Annotated in this window: 19 protein-coding genes and 3 tRNA genes; 5 read left to right on the forward strand and 17 right to left on the reverse strand. The window is 67.1% G+C overall.

Annotated elements, in window-relative coordinates; genetic code table 11:
- Positions 1-4 precede the first annotated feature (4 nt).
- The 11 genes from rplA to H7J89_RS16365 all read right to left on the reverse strand — a co-directional run bounded on the left by rplA (position 5) and on the right by H7J89_RS16365 (position 4821).
- The gene (gene rplA / locus H7J89_RS16315; protein ID WP_264044674.1) at positions 5-712 is read right to left on the reverse strand and encodes a 50S ribosomal protein L1; all 708 of its coding nucleotides are present in this window, start codon (positions 710-712) and stop codon (positions 5-7) included.
- Positions 713-838: 126 nt separating this feature from the next.
- On the reverse strand, positions 839-1267 hold the full coding sequence (rplK, locus tag H7J89_RS16320) for a 50S ribosomal protein L11 (protein ID WP_066952006.1): 429 nt from the start codon (positions 1265-1267) through the stop codon (positions 839-841).
- 44 nt (positions 1268-1311) lie between these two features.
- A complete protein-coding gene (nusG, locus tag H7J89_RS16325) occupies positions 1312-2106 on the reverse strand; it encodes a transcription termination/antitermination protein NusG (RefSeq protein ID WP_264044675.1) in 795 nt (264 codons plus the stop codon).
- 27 nt (positions 2107-2133) lie between these two features.
- Positions 2134-2589 (reverse strand): preprotein translocase subunit SecE, encoded by a 456-nt coding sequence (gene secE, locus H7J89_RS16330; protein WP_264044677.1) that lies wholly within the window; start codon positions 2587-2589, stop codon positions 2134-2136.
- Positions 2590-2736: 147 nt separating this feature from the next.
- A tRNA-Trp gene (locus tag H7J89_RS16335) sits at positions 2737-2809 on the reverse strand.
- Between the two features lie 145 nt (positions 2810-2954).
- Positions 2955-3455: a (3R)-hydroxyacyl-ACP dehydratase subunit HadC gene (gene hadC / locus H7J89_RS16340; RefSeq protein WP_264044678.1), complete on the reverse strand. Its 501-nt coding sequence runs from the start codon at positions 3453-3455 to the stop codon at positions 2955-2957.
- Positions 3456-3468: 13 nt separating this feature from the next.
- Complete coding sequence (gene hadB, locus H7J89_RS16345; RefSeq protein ID WP_067951118.1) at positions 3469-3897, reverse strand: (3R)-hydroxyacyl-ACP dehydratase subunit HadB; 429 nt, start codon at positions 3895-3897, stop codon at positions 3469-3471.
- The gene (gene hadA, locus H7J89_RS16350; protein ID WP_264044679.1) at positions 3884-4363 is read right to left on the reverse strand and encodes a (3R)-hydroxyacyl-ACP dehydratase subunit HadA; all 480 of its coding nucleotides are present in this window, start codon (positions 4361-4363) and stop codon (positions 3884-3886) included. Before hadA ends, hadB begins: the two co-directional genes overlap by 14 nt.
- A 49-nt stretch (positions 4364-4412) precedes the next feature.
- Complete coding sequence (rpmG, locus tag H7J89_RS16355; RefSeq protein WP_007167776.1) at positions 4413-4580, reverse strand: 50S ribosomal protein L33; 168 nt, start codon at positions 4578-4580, stop codon at positions 4413-4415.
- Between the two features lie 43 nt (positions 4581-4623).
- Positions 4624-4697: transfer RNA gene (locus tag H7J89_RS16360), tRNA-Met, on the reverse strand.
- 51 nt (positions 4698-4748) lie between these two features.
- Positions 4749-4821: transfer RNA gene (locus H7J89_RS16365), tRNA-Thr, on the reverse strand.
- Between the two features lie 137 nt (positions 4822-4958).
- On the opposite strand from H7J89_RS16365, the gene H7J89_RS16370 reads away from it, so the two are divergent.
- The 3 genes from H7J89_RS16370 to H7J89_RS16380 all read left to right on the forward strand — a co-directional run bounded on the left by H7J89_RS16370 (position 4959) and on the right by H7J89_RS16380 (position 7291).
- Entirely contained in the window at positions 4959-5672 is a 714-nt protein-coding gene (locus H7J89_RS16370; RefSeq protein WP_264044680.1) for an MBL fold metallo-hydrolase, read from the forward strand.
- A gap of 69 nt (positions 5673-5741) precedes the next feature.
- Positions 5742-6575 carry a DUF8453 domain-containing protein gene (locus H7J89_RS16375; RefSeq protein ID WP_264044884.1) on the forward strand — a complete coding sequence of 278 codons (834 nt, stop codon included), beginning with the start codon at positions 5742-5744 and terminating at the stop codon, positions 6573-6575.
- A 20-nt stretch (positions 6576-6595) separates the two neighbouring features.
- Complete coding sequence (locus H7J89_RS16380; RefSeq protein ID WP_264044681.1) at positions 6596-7291, forward strand: crotonase/enoyl-CoA hydratase family protein; 696 nt, start codon at positions 6596-6598, stop codon at positions 7289-7291.
- A gap of 134 nt (positions 7292-7425) precedes the next feature.
- Here the strand turns inward: H7J89_RS16380 and H7J89_RS16385 are convergent, their stop codons facing one another.
- The 4 genes from H7J89_RS16385 to H7J89_RS16400 are packed head-to-tail and all read right to left on the reverse strand — an operon-like array spanning position 7426 to position 10221.
- Positions 7426-8421 (reverse strand): patatin-like phospholipase family protein, encoded by a 996-nt coding sequence (locus H7J89_RS16385; protein WP_264044682.1) that lies wholly within the window; start codon positions 8419-8421, stop codon positions 7426-7428.
- Between the two features lies 1 nt (position 8422).
- Positions 8423-8878, reverse strand: a complete 456-nt coding sequence (gene cynS / locus H7J89_RS16390; RefSeq protein ID WP_443677611.1) for a cyanase — start codon at positions 8876-8878, stop codon at positions 8423-8425.
- Between the two features lie 53 nt (positions 8879-8931).
- Positions 8932-9681 (reverse strand): class I SAM-dependent methyltransferase, encoded by a 750-nt coding sequence (locus H7J89_RS16395; protein WP_264044683.1) that lies wholly within the window; start codon positions 9679-9681, stop codon positions 8932-8934.
- Positions 9682-9705: 24 nt separating this feature from the next.
- On the reverse strand, positions 9706-10221 hold the full coding sequence (locus tag H7J89_RS16400; protein ID WP_264044684.1) for a nitroreductase family protein: 516 nt from the start codon (positions 10219-10221) through the stop codon (positions 9706-9708).
- Positions 10222-10398: 177 nt separating this feature from the next.
- Between H7J89_RS16400 and H7J89_RS16405 the strand changes: the two genes are divergently transcribed.
- Positions 10399-11265 carry a cyclopropane mycolic acid synthase family methyltransferase gene (locus tag H7J89_RS16405; RefSeq protein ID WP_264044685.1) on the forward strand — a complete coding sequence of 289 codons (867 nt, stop codon included), beginning with the start codon at positions 10399-10401 and terminating at the stop codon, positions 11263-11265.
- Positions 11266-11272: 7 nt separating this feature from the next.
- Here H7J89_RS16405 and H7J89_RS16410 read toward each other — a convergent pair whose 3' ends face one another.
- Entirely contained in the window at positions 11273-11707 is a 435-nt protein-coding gene (locus H7J89_RS16410; protein ID WP_264044686.1) for an SRPBCC family protein, read from the reverse strand.
- A complete protein-coding gene (locus H7J89_RS16415) occupies positions 11707-12540 on the reverse strand; it encodes a lysophospholipid acyltransferase family protein (protein WP_264044687.1) in 834 nt (277 codons plus the stop codon). Before H7J89_RS16415 ends, H7J89_RS16410 begins: the two co-directional genes overlap by 1 nt.
- Positions 12541-12698: 158 nt before the next feature.
- Between H7J89_RS16415 and recC the strand changes: the two genes are divergently transcribed.
- Complete coding sequence (recC, locus tag H7J89_RS16420; RefSeq protein ID WP_264044688.1) at positions 12699-15998, forward strand: exodeoxyribonuclease V subunit gamma; 3300 nt, start codon at positions 12699-12701, stop codon at positions 15996-15998.
- Position 15999: the final 1 nt, after the last annotated feature.

A 15999-nucleotide genomic window follows, 5' to 3' on the forward strand; every position in this document is an offset into this window, starting at 1 on the left:
AAACTCAGGCCTCCGCGAAGTTCCGGGTGACGGCCGGGTCCACCGGGATGCCCGGGCCAGTGGTCGTCGACACGGTGATCTTCTTCAGGTAGCGGCCCTTCGAGGCGGACGGCTTGAGCCGCAACACCTCGTCGAGCGCGGCGCCGTAGTTCTCGGCGAGGGCCTTCTCGTCGAAGGACGCCTTGCCGATGACGAAGTGCAGGTTGGCCTGCTTGTCGATGCGGAAGTTGATCTTGCCGCCCTTGATGTCGGCGACGGCCTTGGCGACGTCGGGCGTGACGGTGCCCGTCTTGGGGTTCGGCATCAGGCCGCGCGGGCCCAGCACGCGAGCGATGCGGCCGACCTTGGCCATCTGGTCGGGGGTCGCGATCGCGGCGTCGAAGTCCAGGAAGCCGCCCTGGATCTTCTCGATCAGGTCGTCGCTGCCGACGATGTCGGCGCCGGCGGCCTGCGCCTGCTCGGCCTTGTCGCCGACCGCGAACACCGCGACGCGGGCGGTCTTACCGGTGCCGTGCGGCAGGTTGACCGTGCCGCGGACCATCTGGTCCGCCTTGCGGGGGTCGACGCCGAGCCGGATCGCCACCTCGACCGTCGCGTCCTGCTTGGCCGACGCGGTTTCCTTGGCGAGCTTGGCCGCCTCGAGCGGGCTGTACAGGTTGTTGCGATCCACCTTCTCGGCGGCGGCGCGGTATGCCTTGCTGTTCTTGCTCATTGATCCATCCAATCGGGTGTTGGGTCGTGGTCAGCGGGCCGAAGCTGGCCCTCCCACGGTGTTCGATTTTGTCGGACTTCTCCTCGGGCCGCCAGCGGCCCGCATCGTCGTCCCACGGTATTCGGGCTATTCGACGGTGATCCCCATCGACCGGGCGGTGCCGGCGATGATCTTGGCGGCGGCGTCGATGTCGTTGGCGTTGAGATCGGTCTTCTTGGTCTCGGCGATCTCACGAACCTGGTCCCAGGTGACCTTGGCGACCTTGGTCTTGTGCGGCTCGGCCGAGCCCTTGCCCACGCCGGCGGCCTTGAGTAGCAGCTTGGCGGCGGGCGGCGTCTTGAGCGCGAAGGTGAAGCTGCGGTCCTCATAGACCGTGATCTCCACCGGGATGACCTGGCCGCGCTGGTTCTCCGTGGCCGCGTTGTAGGCCTTGCAGAACTCCATGATGTTGACGCCATGCTGGCCGAGCGCGGGTCCGACCGGCGGCGCAGGGTTGGCCTGCCCCGCCACGATCTGCAGCTTGATCAGCCCGACGACTTTCTTCTTCGGGGCCATGAGATGTTGGTGTTCCTTCCTGGGGGTGGGCGTAAGGGCCCGAGCTAAATCTTGGAGACCTGGCTGAACGTCAACTCGACCGGCGTTTCGCGGCCGAAGATCGACACCAGCACCTTGAGCTTCTGCTGTTCGCCGTTGACCTCGCTGATGGTCGCCGGCAGCGTGGCGAATGGACCGTCCATGACCGTCACCGATTCGCCGACCTCGTAGTCGACCTCGATGGCCGGACGCTCCAGCCCGCCCGCCTCGGCGGCCGCGGCGGTGGTGGCCGCGCCCTTGGCGGCCTTCTTGGCCGCGCCCCGCGGCAGCAGGAACTTGACCACGTCGTCGAGGGTCAGGGCCGATGGGCGCGACGTCGCGCCGACGAAACCGGTGACGCCCGGCGTGTTGCGCACCGCGGCCCACGAGTCGTCGGTCAGATCCATGCGCACCAGGATGTAGCCGGGCAGCACCTTGCGATTGACCTGCTTGCGCTGACCGTTCTTGATCTCGGTGACCTCTTCGGTGGGCACCTCGACCTGGAAGATGTAGTCGCCGACGTCCAGGTTCTGCACACGGGTCTCGAGATTGGCTTTGACCTTGTTCTCGTATCCCGCATAGGAGTGGATGACGTACCAGTCGCCGGGCTTGCGGCGCAGTTCCGCCTTGAGCGCGGCCGCCGGGTCGACCTCTTCGGCCGACTCCTCGGGAGCCTCGGCCGCTGCGGTTTCAGCGTCCGTTTCCGGGTTCGCTTCTGCGTCCGTTTCCGGGGCTGTTTCCAGGGCCTCCGCAGCGCCCTCGGCGCGCTCTTCTACGTCGACCGCTTCACCCGCGGACGTGTCACCGTCGAAGGTAGTCACGGTTTTCAGTCCTCTCTATCTTCTCGCTCAGCCGAACACCAGCAGCACAAGCTTGGTGAGGCCGAAGTCCGCGAGGCCGACCAGCGCCACCATGAAAGCCAGGAACGCCAGCACCACCGATGTGTAGGTGAGCATCTGCTTGCGGTTGGGCCAAATAACCTTCCGCATCTCTGCAACCACCTGCTTGAGGTAGTTGAAGACGAACACGAACGGGTTGGCCGAACGGTCCCCTGGCTTCTTCGGTTTCTTGGCCTTCTTGGCTTTGGCGCCCTTGGTGGCCTTGTCCTCTTTGGCAACGTCGGCCTCGTCCGCCGACTCTACGTCGACGTCCTCGCCGGCGTCGGCCGCCCGCTGCCGGGATCGTTTGCCGGTGGGGCGCTGCGGCCGCGTCACCACAGCGGTCCGACCGCCGTTCGCGCGGTCGTCCTCCCTGTCAGCGCCGTCGCTTGTGGCGTCGTTGGCAGCGTCGCCTTCGTCGCTCACCGCATGCTCCTTAAGTTTGCTAGTATCCCGCGGGCCGTCCCGTGGTGGACGGCCACTATTCCAGTGTCCACCATGGCACGCCTTTTCTACTGTCCGGCTCCTCCTCGGGCCATTCCGGCCCGCATCGTCGCCGGACGTCGCGTTCAGCAGGGGCGACAGGACTTGAACCTGCAACCTGCGGTTTTGGAGACCGCTGCTCTGCCAGTTGAGCTACGCCCCTTCGCGGTTGGCAGGCCAACCTGCGCTTACCCACCGGGGCTAACATGACACGCGCGCCTTCCGATTGCTCGACTTCACGGAAAGCGCGCTGATGCTGGGAAAACCCCGAGGTCCGAGTGTACATCGACGCGCGAGTTAGATACTAATTACGCCGTTCTGACGACCTGGCCGGACTCCGCGTCCCAACGCAGGTTCGCCGACTGGTCGGCGTGCTGGCCCATCAGCGTGGTGTAGGCCTCCATGACCAGCTCACCCTGTTCGTTCGTGCAGATGTTCTTGGTGACCACGATGTCGGCGCCGAACCGCTCGTCCACCGACATCACGTCCATCCGGGCCCACAACTTGTCGCCGGCCTTGATCGGCTTGGTAAACACGAACCGCTGATCGACCTGCACGATCACCAGAGTTTCCATGCCGATGTCGACGTGCCGGAAGAAATCCAGCTGGACCAGCTTGGCGAAGATGGTCGCGAAGGTCAGCGGCGCGAGGATCGCGTCGTGGCCGAGTGCGGCGGCCGCGTCCTCCCTGTAGTGGGCCGGGTGGCGGTCCTTGACGGCCAAAGCGAACTGGCGGAGCTGTTCACGGCCCACGACGAAGTAATCCGGGTACCGCCAGATCATTCCGCGGATATCGGTTTTTAGTGCCATTAATTAGGTCCCGCTACGCGAGAGTCGCGGACGCGATGGCCCTACCGAAGATCTTCTTGCCGCCGGTGGTGGCCGTCAGCGCGATGGTCACGGACTTGGTCTCCGGGTCCACCGACTTCACCCGGCCGTTGAAGACCAGCTCGGCGCCCTTGCCGTCGTTGGGCACCGGCACCACCGCGGTGAACCGCACGTTGTACTCGGTGACCGCACCGGGGTCACCGATCCACGCGGTGACATAGCCGCCACCGATGCCCATGGTCAGCATGCCGTGCGCGATCGCGGTGTCCAGCCCGACGACCTTGGCCATCTCGTCGTCCCAGTGGATCGGGTTCAGGTCGCCCGAGACGCCCGCGTAGTTCACCAGATCCTGACGGGTCAGCGGGTAGGTCCGCTCGGGGAGCAGGTCACCCACCTTCACCGAGCTGAACTCACGCAGTGGCATCAGAAAATCCCTCTTCTCCATCCTCACCCGCACGACCCGCCAGGGTCGTGAAGGTCTCCTGCACAACGTCACCGGCTTCGTTGGTGATGATGTTCTTGGTCACGATGATCTGGGTGCCGTGCGACACCCGCATTGCATCCACGTAGACGTCGCAGTACAGCTTGTCGCCCGCCACGATCGGCGCCTTGAACCTCAGCACCTGGTCGACCTGAACGATCTGCGCGTCTTGGACGGCGATGTTCGCGTACTTGAAAAACGCCGTCTGCGCCTTGTAGCCGAACACGCAGATGAACGTCAGCGGGGCCAACAGCCCGTCATACCCGAGTTCTGCCGCCGCCTTCTCTTCGAGGAACGCAGCGTCGTCGTTTTGCACCGCGACGGCGTGCTCGCGGATCTTCTCCCGCTCCACGACGTAATAGTCGGGATAGCGGTAGTGCATACCGACGATGTCTTCGGTTAATGGCACGGCTCTAAAATCTACCTAGTCAGTCTGAATAATCAGTCGCGGGTCGCCGCTAGCGCGTCTCGCGGTGCGCCTGGTGCTTGCCGCAGTTCGGGCAGAACTTCTTCAGCTCCATGCGGTCGGGGTCGTTCCGCCGATTCTTCTTGGTGATGTAGTTGCGGTGCTTGCACACCTCGCATGCCAAGGTGATCTTCGGCCGCACGTCGGTACTGGAAGCCATGACGGTTCTCTCTCAAATCTCTCAAAAGTGCATTGTTGTGTTGTAGCGATGGCCGGACTCGAACCGGCGACCTAACGATTATGAGTCGTTCGCTCTAACCGACTGAGCTACATCGCCTCTGGCCACCCCATTCGGGGTTGAGCCGCCACGCCTGCTCGGCGTCCGCCGAGCCCCCTAACGGAATCGAACCGTTGACCTTTTCCTTACCATGGAAACGCTCTACCGACTGAGCTAAGGGGGCCGTTCACCCGAATCGACAGTGCCGCGGGCCTAAAAGAGGGTACAACCTGGCGCACAACCGGACCAAACCACGGGCTTTGGACCCCTCAGTCGCCTGTGCGCTGCGGAACCTTCGCGGGCACGTCCTAGTCTGGTCACGTGTCAACGGACCGGCTGTACTTTCGTCAACTGCTCTCGGGGCGCGATTTCGCCGCCGGCGACATGTTTGCGACCCAAATGCGCAACTTCGCCTACCTGATCGGCGACCGTGAAACGGGCGATTGCGTGGTGGTCGACCCCGCCTACGCCGCCGGCGAACTGCTCGACACGCTCGAGGCCGACGGCATGCACCTGTCGGGGGTGCTGGTGACCCATCATCATCCCGACCACGTGGGCGGATCGATGATGGGCTTCACCCTGCAGGGCCTGGCCGACCTGCTGGAACGAAAAGCCGTGCCGGTGCATGTCAATACCCATGAGGCGCAATGGGTTTCGCGAGTTACCGGAATCGGCATGGGTGACCTCACCGCCCACGAGAATCACGACAAGGTCAGCATCGGCGACATCGAGATCGAGTTGCTGCACACTCCGGGCCACACCCCCGGTAGTCAATGCTTCCTGCTCGATGGTCGCCTCGTGGCCGGTGACACGTTGTTCCTGGAGGGCTGCGGCCGGACCGATTTTCCCGGCGGCGACTCCGACGAGATGTACCGCAGCCTGCAGCAACTCGCGACCCTGCCCGGTGACCCGACGGTTTTTCCCGGGCATTGGTATTCGGCGGAACCGAGCGCATCGTTGTCGGAAGTCAAGCGTTCCAACTACGTCTATCGCGCCGCGGACCTGGCGCAGTGGCGAATGCTGATGGGCGGCTGAGGCGGGCGGCGATCGCTCGATCGGGACGAGCCGGCAATCGGCCTGTGATATAAGCGGAGGGTGGCTTCCATGGGGTGGATCCAGGACGGCTGGCACGGAATCACGCAGGTTGGGTCCAGCACTTGGATCGCGTGGGCGGCGTGGGCGGCGATTGCGCTCGCCGTCGTCACGCTGATCTTCACCAATCGGCAGATCACCCGCAATCGCCGGCTGGTCGCGGAGCAGACCCGGCCGCAGGTCTCGATGTTCATGGAACCGCATCCCGCCGACTGGCACGTCATCGAACTGGTGGTCAGGAACTTCGGTCAGACCGCGGCGTACGACATCACGTTCTCGTTCATGAATCCGCCGACGGTGGCCGAATACGAGAACGCCACCGATGGCTACGCCGACGTCGCCGAACTGCGGCTCCCCCGCGAGTTGCCGGTGCTGGCCCCCGGCCAGGAATGGCGCATGGTGTGGGATTCGGCGCTCGACCGCGCCGAGATCGGCAGTGGCATCGAGTCTCGCTTCACCGGCACCATCAGCTACTTCGACCGGCCGGAGCGCCGGCACGGGCGGCGGTTCTGGGAGCGCGAGCGCGTTCCGCTGGAGACCCAGGTGGTGCTGGACTGGGACTCCCTGCCGCCCGTCCAGCGCATCGAGTTGATGACGACTCACGACCTGGCGAAGCGGGAGAAGCAGAAGCTGGAGCTGCTGCGCGGGCTGCTGACCTACTTCCACTACGCGAGTAAGGAAACCCGTCCCGAGGTGTTCCGCAGCGAGATCGAACGGATCAACGGCGCGGTGCGGGAAACGCAGGACAGATGGCGCACCCGCCAGCTCGATGAGCCCACCGATGTCAGCCTGCGCTGGGGCGAAGCCGAGGACGACCTGGGCAAACACCACAGTCAGCCCGCGTGACGGCAAGGAGCCAGCAACCGATGACCGGCCCGGTCCACTACAGCCTCAAGGATTCCATCGCGGTCATCAAGATGGACGACGGCAAGGTCAACGCCTTGGGTCCGACGATGCAGCAGGCGCTGGGCGAGGCGATCGACCGGGCCGAGGCGGACAACGCCGGGGCGCTGGTGATCACCGGCAACGACCGGGTGTTCAGCGGCGGATTCGACCTGAAGATCCTGACCTCGGGCGAGGCGCAGCCGGCGATCGACATGCTGCGGGGCGGCTTCGAGCTGTCCTATCGGCTGCTGTCCCATCCGAAGCCGGTCGTGATGGCCTGCACCGGGCACGCCATCGCGATGGGAGCGTTCCTGCTGTCGTCCGGCGATCACCGAGTGGCCGCGCACGCCTACAACATTCAGGCCAACGAGGTGGCGATCGGCATGGTCATCCCGTACGCGGCGCTGGAGATCATGAAGCTGCGGCTGACGCAGTCGGCTTACCAGCAAGCCGCCGGGCTCGCCAAGACGTTCTTCGGTGAGACCGCGCTGGCCGCCGGCTTCGTCGACGAGATCGTGCTGCCGGAGATGGTGGTGAGCCGGGCCGAGGAAGCCGCGCGTGAATTCGCCGGTCTGCACCAACACGCCCACGCCGCAACGAAGTTGCGCGCCCGCGCCGACGCCCTGAAGGCCATTCGGGCCGGGATCGACGGCATCGAGGCCGAGTTCGGGCTGTAGCGGACCCGGCCTAGGTATTGATGAGCTGAATGGCGAACGCGGTGGCCGCTGCTAGCCGCCACCGCGTTCCCTTCGCCTCCTCGCCGCCAGTCTGACATGCGCGCGACGTGCCGTCACTTCACTTCCGCGACGATTCATCGGAAGCGGTCCAGATACGCCGGCCAGTCCCAGGTCGACAAGAAATCCTGCGCGGCCGCGTAGCCCCTGTCGCAGAGCTCTTCCAGGCGCCCCCTGGAAATACCGAAGTCGAGAACGCTCACGTCGGTGGACGCGACTCCGATGGTGCGGCATTTGACCCACGGCAGGCTCAGCTGTGCCTGGTCATGGCCGACCAGCATGGTGGTGAAGAGGCTTTGCAGCAGGGCGGATTGCTTGAGGAACCGCAGCGGGCGCAAGGCGGGGAACACCTGTTCCATGCCCTCGGCGAGCTTGGGCATCACCGTGATCCCGAACTTCGGCCAGCGCGGCGGTTTACCGTCGGTGCGGTCCAGCGAGTCGACCGGGAAATTCGACAGCACCCCGCCGTCGACCAGGTTGGACGTGAGCCCCATGGTGTCGGTCAACCTGACCGGGGGGTAGAAGAACGGAATCGCCATCGAGGCGCGGACCGCGTCCGCGACGGGCTGCTCGTCGGGATCGAGCCCGTAAAGCCGCTGATAGTCCCAGGGCAGTCGCACCAGCTGCGCCGCGGTGACATCGGCGACCGTGACCGCCACCTTGTAGCGCCGTTCGGGAGGAAGGTCGGCGTCGTCGAGCGCGAGATCACCGAACGTGACAACCCCGAGGTTCTTCAGCTCGCTGCGGATCCACTCGTGGGCGAAATCGCCCCGATACATTGCCGTGTCTCGCACCAGCCCCCAGGCAGACCCGACGAAGGGCACCGGGCCCGCGTCCCGCCAACTGCGCAACGGCACCGACAGCGCGAGTTCCCTGACCTGACCACTGGTCAGTTGATCCCCGTTGGACGCGGCCGCCGAGATCACCGCGACCACCGATCCGGCCGAAACACCCGACACCCGATAGGCCGAGTAGCCGGCATCCATGAGCGCGGCGACCGCGCCGACCAGGCCGATGAACTTCACGCCGCCGCCGGAGAGCACGAGGTCTACCGGCTTCGCCTCGGCCGCCATTTCAGGTATCCGCCGAAACCCATTGATATGGAAGGAATTTCCCGTCCAGGGTCACCACGACGCGGTCGCCGGACGGGTGCGATTTCTTCTGCAGGTCGACGCTGAAGTTGATCGCGCTCATGATGCCATCGCCGAACTGTTCGTGGATCAGCTCCTTGATGGCACCCCCGTAAACCTGCAGGGCCTCGTAGAAGCGGTAGATCGTTGGGTCGGTCGGCACGGCGGTCGGCAGCCCGCCTCGCATGGGCGGTGCCGCCAGCACGGGCACCACCGACTCGTCCAGGTTCAGCTTCTCGGCGAGAATCCTTGCCAGTTCAGCGGGAATGGGGTGTTGGCCCAGCAGCGCCGAGGTGGTCCATACCACCGGCCGGTCGATGGCCTCGGCCAGCTGCTGCCACGTCAGGCCGAGCCTCAGGCGGGCCAGGACGATCTGCTCGGTGATCTCGTGTCTGTTCATGGCCCCAAGCATGCACGCCGGCGGCGACGCGTGCCGCCTGTATCCGGCGGTCCTCACCCCGGCTTCGTCGCCGTGACCAGGCGGGTGGAAAACCACGGACCGCCGTAGTACATCCGCCATCCGAGGTTGCGGCGCCGCACGTTTCGCCAACCCAATTCCCGTAGGTGCGCGGCATGCTGGCGCGTCTCCCATAGGTCCGCGATGGCCAGCCGCCCACCCGGGCGCAGCACCCGGACCGCTTCGTCGAGAGCCTTGTGCCGGCCGGCGCGCGTCGCGATGTTGTGGATGGCCAGGTTGCTGACGATCACATCGATGCTGTCGTCGGCCAAGGGCAGGGCGGTCATGTCTGCGGTGCGCACCTCGACGCGATCGGCAACGTGCTCCAGCGCCGCGTTCGCCAGGGTCGCGTCCGGGGAGTTGTCAGTCTGGTCGGCCTGCCACAGATCGACACCGATCGCCCGGCCCCGGGGCAACCGCTTGGCCGCGGCGAGCAGCACCGCACCGCGCCCACAGCCAAGGTCGAGCACCGTTTCGTCGCCCCGCAGCCCGAGGTCGTCCAGCACCCGGTCCCACACGATGAACTTGCCGACCCGCGTCGCGTACGCGTAAAGGGCTGCGCTAGTGGCGATCCCGACGGCCGACGTCGCTGCCAGCGCCGCCGGCGCCCGCTTACCGCGCGCCCAGCTGATGGCGCCCCACCCGGCCAGGGCGGCGGTCTGCGCGGCCAGACCTATCGCCTGCCAGCGCGCCGAGACGGTGTGAAACGAGCCGTCGATTCCGTAGTCGCCCCGGTGGTCATGCACGGTGAAGAGCTTAAGACCGCTTCCTCACCAACGACCGTGGTGGACGACCTCGTCGAACGGCCGCCGGTTCGGTGTGCGGATCGGGGTGAGCGGGCGGTCGGCGGGATAGCCGACGCCGAGCAGGAAGGCCACCAACCGGTCCTCGGGGACCCCGAGGATGGCCCGCGCCTTCTCCTGGTCCCCCACCGACGAATGCCCGGTCCCGATGCCCAGGTCCGTGGCCGCGATCATCATTGCCATCGTGGCCTGCCCGACGTCGTAATTGTCGGTCACCACCCGGCGCTCGTCGGGCGGCACGGGCACCACGATGGCAATCGCCGCCGCCGCGGCGGCGATGTGCCCCGCGCCCTGCCAGACGGTCGACAGTTCCCGCAGTTGCGCCCGGTCCGTGGCGATCACGAAGTCCCACGGCTGACGGTTCTTCGCCGACGGCGCGCGCCACCCGGCCTCGGCGATGCGGTTGAGGTCGTCTTCGGAAATCGCGTCCGGTTTGTACTGCCGGACGTTGCGCCGGGCGCGGATCGCGTCCCAAGCCTCCATTTGTTCCTCCTCATTCTCCAGCCGATTCCGGCTAAACGGGGGTAGCCTCATCCGAATTCCCCGCGTACGCGCGCCGAAGTCTGATTCCGGCAGTTGCGGGAAGCCAGGGTGAACCAGCTGAGCCGCACACTCGTGTACAGCTGAATGGCCCCGGATTCAGAAAGGCGCGTAGCTGGTATGACGGAAAACCTGACGCCGCACTTCGAGGACGTCCAGGCGCACTATGACCTGTCCGACGACTTCTTCCGGCTGTTCCTCGACCCCACCATGACCTACAGCTGCGCCTACTTCGATCGCATGCGAGACATCCCGCTGGAAGAGGCGCAGCTCCGCAAGATGGACCTGGCACTCGGAAAGCTGGGTCTGCGACCCGGGATGACACTGTTGGACGTGGGTTGCGGCTGGGGCGGCACCATGCGCCGCGCGATCGAGAAATACGACGTCGACGTCGTCGGCTTGACGCTGTCCGAGCACCAGGCCGCCCACGTGCAGAAGATGTTCGACGCCATGAACACCACCCACAGCAGGCGGGTGCTGCTGCAGGGCTGGGAACAGTTCGACGAGCCCGTCGACCGGATCGTCTCCATCGGCGCGTTCGAGCACTTCGGGTACGACCGCTACGACGATTTCTTCCAGACGGCCTTCCGGGTGTTGCCCGACGACGGCGTGATGCTGCTGCACACGATCACCATGTTCACCCCGGAGCAGATCCTCGAACGCGGCCTGCCGATGACCGAGGAGCAGACCAGCTTCAACAACTTCATCGCCACCGAGATCTTCCCGGGCGGCCAGTTGCCGCCGATCGAGATGGTGGAGTTCCACGCCTCGAAGATGGGCTTCAACCTGCTGCGCAGGCAGTCGCTGCAGCTGCACTACGCCCGCACGCTCGACCTGTGGGCCGCGGCGCTCGAGGCACACCACAGCGAGGCGGTCGCGATCCAGTCCGAAGAGGTCTACCAGCGATACATGAGGTATCTGACGGGTTGCGCCAAGGCTTTCCGGGACGGCTACATCGATATCAACCAGTTCACACTGGCCAAGTAGGCGCAGGTCACGACTCGACAAGGCGCCGAAGGTTTTTCAGGCTCTCGTCGAGGGAACGACCGACCCAGAACGCCGCCACCCGATCGGCGATCAGGCCCAGCAACCCGCCCTCCGAGCTGTAGGCGAGCCGAAATGTCACCCGGGTCCGGCCCGGTCCGGCGTCGCGCAACCGGAACCGGCCCCGCTGTGTGACGCCGGTGATGTTGATCCAGGCCAGATCCCGCGCCGAATCGAACTCCACCACTTCGGCGATGCCGCCCACCGGGATCGAGCCGATCTTCCACAGCACGGTATAGCGGGCGCCCACCCGGGCCGGGCCCTCGGTCAGGGTCTCCCAGCGCTCCAGGTGCGGCAGGAACGAGGGGTAGCGATCCGGGTCGCTGAGCACCTTCCACACGGTGTCGCGGTCCGCATTGACGACGACCCCCCGTTCGACGCGCATCAGCCGATCACCGGCAATCGGCGTTCGGCGGCGAGCCGATCGACACCGGCCTGCAGGCTGGCGATCACCGCGTCGTACACCGCCTGGTCATCGTCGTGCAGCGTGATCGGCTCCTGCACCTCGATGACGATCTTGGCGGGCAACGGGATATGCCCGAGCAGGTCGCTGACGTTGAGGCCCCACGGCAGCGCCAGCGAGATCGGCACACTCTTGAGCCGGACCACCTTGTCGAGCAGCAACAGTTTGGCCAGCCACTGCGCGCGGCCGAGGAAGAATGCCGTCTCCTGGCCGCCGACGCTGGCCACCGGGACGATCGGCACGCCGGTCTCCCGGGCGAGCCGCACGAAGCCTTTGCGGCCACCGAAGTCGACGACGTGCCGCTGCCAGGACGGGCGGAACACCTCGTAGTCGCCGCCCGGGTACACCAGCACGGCTGCACCGGATTCCAAAGCGAGACGGGCGTTTTCGGGGCTTGCGGCCACGGTTCCGAATTTGCGCAGCCAGCGCAGCGGGGGGTAGAGGGTGACCAGGTTGTGCGCGAGCTGATAGAACGGGCGCTCGACGCCGAAGTACGAGCAGAACGCGAGGGTGAAGACGAAGGTGTCGGGCGGGACGTTGCCGCCGCTGTGGTTGCCGACCAGCAGCACCGGGCCGTGCGCCGGGATGCGGTCGAGTCTGCGGACGTCGGCCCGGAAATACAGCGACGCCACCAGCCAGGTGCCGGGCAGCTGGTCTCGGATGAAGTCCGGGTCGCGCTGATCCAGGTCCGCCTTGGGAACCCGGTCCCCGATTTGCCTACTCACCCACCCGATGGCATCCGCGACGCCGGCCATGGGCTTCAGCCTGGCACAGCGGAGCCGACCGGTGCAGGGACTTTCGTCGCTATCGCGGAGGCCGATGGGTCACCACCGCCCGGTGCTCGCGCCGGCACGGGACCTCGACGGCCGTCCTGCCTCCCGGTGTCGGTGTTGGGGTCTATCGTTGCACCGCAATGGCGCTTCATCTCCACCGTGCCGAACGCACCGATCTCCTTGCCGACGGCCTCGGCGCCCTGCTGGCAAACGCGCAGACCGACCCGTTCGCCGAAGAACTGGTGCTGGTGCCCGCGCGTGGCGTGGAGCGCTGGCTCAGCCAGCGACTCTCGCATGTGCTCGGTCGTGCCCGGGGCGGTGATGGCGTGTGCGCCGGGGTGGTATTCCGTAGCCCCGGCTCCCTGATCGCCGAACTCACCGGCACGGCGGACCAGGATCCGTGGTCGCCGGACGCGATGGCCTGGCCGCTGCTGCGGGTGATCGACCGCTCGCTTGATCAGCCGTGGTGCCGCACCCTGGCAACGCATTTGGGCCACTTCGCGCCGACGGAGGCGGAGGCCGAGCTGCGCCGCGGCCGCCGCTACTCGGTGGCGCGCCGGCTGGCCGGCCTGTTCGCCTCCTACGCCAGGCAACGTCCGAGCCTGCTGGCCGATTGGCTGGCGGGCGATCCTGGTGACCTCGACGCCGACCTGGCCTGGCAACCGGAGCTCTGGCGGGCGCTGGTGGCCGCCGTGCCCGCCGATCCCCCGCACGTCCGGCACCAGCGGACCCTCGCCGAGTTGCGCGAAGGCCGGGCCGACCTGCCGGCGCGGCTGTCGCTGTTCGGACACACCCGGTTGGCGTGCACCGACGTGGAGCTGCTCGACGCGTTGTCCGCCCACCACGAGTTGCACCTGTGGCTGCCGCATCCCAGCGATCAATTGTGGCGCGCGCTGGCCGGCGCCCGCGGTGCCATCCCCCGCCGCACGGACACCGGCCATCGCACCGTGGGCCATCCGCTGCTGGCCACGCTCGGGCGGGACCTGCGTGAACTCCAACGGGGCCTGCCCGCCGATCCGCAGACCGACGAGCATCTGCCCGCGCCGGAACGTCCCGACACGCTGCTCGGCTGGTTGCAGTCCGACATCGCCGCGAATGCCGTTCGGCCGCAAGGGCGTAACCTCGCCGACGATGACCGCTCCGTGCAGGTGCACAACTGCCACGGCCCGGCACGCCAGGTCGACGTGCTGCGCGAGGTGCTGCTCGGCCTGCTGCAGGACGACCCGACGCTGGAGCCGCGCGACATCCTGGTGATGTGCCCGGACATCGAGACGTACGCGCCGCTGATCGTCGCCGATTTCGGGCTGGGCGAGGTAATGCACGGCGCTCATCCCGCGCATCGGTTGCGGGTGCGGCTCGCGGACCGCTCTCCGCTGCAGACCAATCCGCTGCTCGGCGTGGCCTCGAGGTTGCTGGCGCTGGCCGGCAGCCGGGTGACCGCCAGCGAGGTGCTCGACTTCGCCGAGGTGGCGCCCGTGCGCGCCCGCTTCGATTTCACCGACGACGACCTGGAGGCCGTCACCCGCTGGGTCCGGCAGGCCAACATCCGGTGGGGGTTCGACCAGGAGCATCGGCGCCCGTACCACGTCGACTTCGTGCACAACACTTGGCGTTTCGGCATCGACCGGGTGCTGGCCGGCGTCGCGATGTCCGACGACTCGCACGCCTGGCTGGACGCGACATTGCCCCTCGACGATGTCAGCAGCAATCGCGTCCAATTGGCCGGCCAGCTCGCCGAATTCGTGGACCGCCTGCAACACGTGGTCGACTCGCTCACGGGCGCGCGGCCGTTGCGCGACTGGTTGGCCGCGCTGGCCGACGGTATCGAGCTGCTGACACGCATCGACGACGCGGACCTGTGGCAGACCAGTCAGATGCACCGGGAGTTCGCCTCGACGCTGGCCGACGCCGGGCCGCACGCCGGCACGATGCTGCGGCTGCCCGACATCCGGGCACTGCTCGAGGGGCGCCTCGCCGGGCGCCCGACGCGGGCCAACTTCCGCAGCGGCACGCTGACGGTCTGCACCATGGTCCCGATGCGCTCGGTGCCGCACCGGGTGGTGTGCCTGGTGGGCCTCGACGACGGCGTGTTCCCCCGGCTCGGTGTCGTCGACGGCGACGACGCGCTGGCCCGCGACCCGATGACCGGCGAACGCGACATCCGTTCGGAGGACCGGCAATTGCTGCTGGACGCCATCGGCGCGGCCACCGACAAGCTGGTGATCACCTACACCGGCGCCAACGAGTACTCGGGCCAGCCGCGCCCGCCCGCGGTGCCGCTGGCCGAGCTGCTGGACACCCTGGACATGACCGTGTCGAGCGAGACGACGGGCAAGGTTCGCGGGCGCATCGTCGTCGAGCATCCGTTGCAGCCCTTCGACGTTCGCAACGTCATCCCGGGAAAACTGGTGCCGAAAGTTCCGTTCAGCTTCGACCCGACCGTGCTGCGGGCGGCGCGGGCCGCCGCGGGCGAACGCGGCGAAGCGCCCCGGTTCATTTCGGGACCGCTGCCCGCACCGCCGGCCGAGGACGTCATCCTCGCCGACCTCGTGAGCTTCTTCAAGGACCCGGTCAAGGGCTTCTTCCGCGCCCTGGAGTTCACGCTGCCGCGGGATGTGGACGGCGTACAGGACGCCATGCCCGTCGACCTCGACGGCCTCGAGGAGTGGACGGTCGGCGACCGGATGCTGAGCGACATCCTGCGCGGGTGGACACCGGACGACGCCCGGCAGGCCGAGTGGCGGCGGGGGACACTGCCACCGGGGCAACTGGGCTGGCGCAGGGCCACCGAGATTCGCGATCAGGCCGCCCTGCTGGCGGCCGCCGCGCAGCAGCATCGCCGGGCCGACGCCCGGGCGTACGACGTCGACGTCGATCTCGGCTCCGGACGCCGGCTCACGGGCACGGTGGCACCGGTGTACGGGGAGCGGCTGGTGTCGGTGACCTACTCCAAGCTGGACGGCAAGCATCTGATGGAGTCGTGGATTCCCTTGCTGGCGTTGATCGCTCACGACCCCGACCGCGACTGGTCGGCGGTGTGCATCGGCCGCCTCAAGAGGGGCACCACCCCGCGCGTGGAGGGGCTCGGGCGGCCGCACGAGGATGCCGTGGCGGTGCTGCATGAGCTGGTGGCGATCTACGACGCCGGGCGCCGGGAGCCGATTCCGTTGCCCATCAAGACATCCTATGCCTGGGCGGCCGCCCGGCACTGCGGCGACGACCCGCTGCGCGAGGCGCAGTACCGGTGGAAATCCAGCGAGCGGTATCCCGCGGAGGACTCCGCACCCGCACACGTGCGCGCATGGGGCAAGAACGCGCGGCTGACCGACCTGATGGGGCCGCCGCGCCCTGGTGAGGAGCACGGCGGCGAAGACACCCGGCTGGGCGCGTACGCCGCCCGGGTTTGGCTGCCGATGCTGCGTGCCGAAAGGAAGCCTTGAA

Origin of the sequence: Mycobacterium paraffinicum (assembly GCF_025822865.1) — a bacterium.
GTDB lineage: Bacteria > Actinomycetota > Actinomycetes > Mycobacteriales > Mycobacteriaceae > Mycobacterium > Mycobacterium paraffinicum.

Bases quoted from the DNA above. Each gene is read 5' to 3' on its own strand.
- H7J89_RS16385 (WP_264044682.1), bottom strand. From the start codon at position 8,421: ATGGCGGCCGAGGCGAAGCCGGTAGACCTCGTGCTCTCCGGCGGCGGC.
- H7J89_RS16380 (WP_264044681.1), top strand. From the start codon at position 6,596: ATGACCGGCCCGGTCCACTACAGCCTCAAGGATTCCATCGCGGTCATC.
- H7J89_RS16410 (WP_264044686.1), bottom strand. From the start codon at position 11,707: ATGCGCGTCGAACGGGGGGTCGTCGTCAATGCGGACCGCGACACCGTG.
- H7J89_RS16415 (WP_264044687.1), bottom strand. From the start codon at position 12,540: ATGGCCGGCGTCGCGGATGCCATCGGGTGGGTGAGTAGGCAAATCGGG.
- H7J89_RS16405 (WP_264044685.1), top strand. From the start codon at position 10,399: ATGACGGAAAACCTGACGCCGCACTTCGAGGACGTCCAGGCGCACTAT.
- H7J89_RS16400 (WP_264044684.1), bottom strand. From the start codon at position 10,221: ATGGAGGCTTGGGACGCGATCCGCGCCCGGCGCAACGTCCGGCAGTAC.
- hadC (WP_264044678.1), bottom strand. From the start codon at position 3,455: ATGGCACTAAAAACCGATATCCGCGGAATGATCTGGCGGTACCCGGAT.
- cynS (WP_443677611.1), bottom strand. From the start codon at position 8,878: ATGAACAGACACGAGATCACCGAGCAGATCGTCCTGGCCCGCCTGAGG.
- hadB (WP_067951118.1), bottom strand. From the start codon at position 3,897: ATGCCACTGCGTGAGTTCAGCTCGGTGAAGGTGGGTGACCTGCTCCCC.
- rplK (WP_066952006.1), bottom strand. From the start codon at position 1,267: ATGGCCCCGAAGAAGAAAGTCGTCGGGCTGATCAAGCTGCAGATCGTG.
- recC (WP_264044688.1), top strand. From the start codon at position 12,699: ATGGCGCTTCATCTCCACCGTGCCGAACGCACCGATCTCCTTGCCGAC.
- rplA (WP_264044674.1), bottom strand. From the start codon at position 712: ATGAGCAAGAACAGCAAGGCATACCGCGCCGCCGCCGAGAAGGTGGAT.
- H7J89_RS16375 (WP_264044884.1), top strand. From the start codon at position 5,742: ATGGGGTGGATCCAGGACGGCTGGCACGGAATCACGCAGGTTGGGTCC.
- rpmG (WP_007167776.1), bottom strand. From the start codon at position 4,580: ATGGCTTCCAGTACCGACGTGCGGCCGAAGATCACCTTGGCATGCGAG.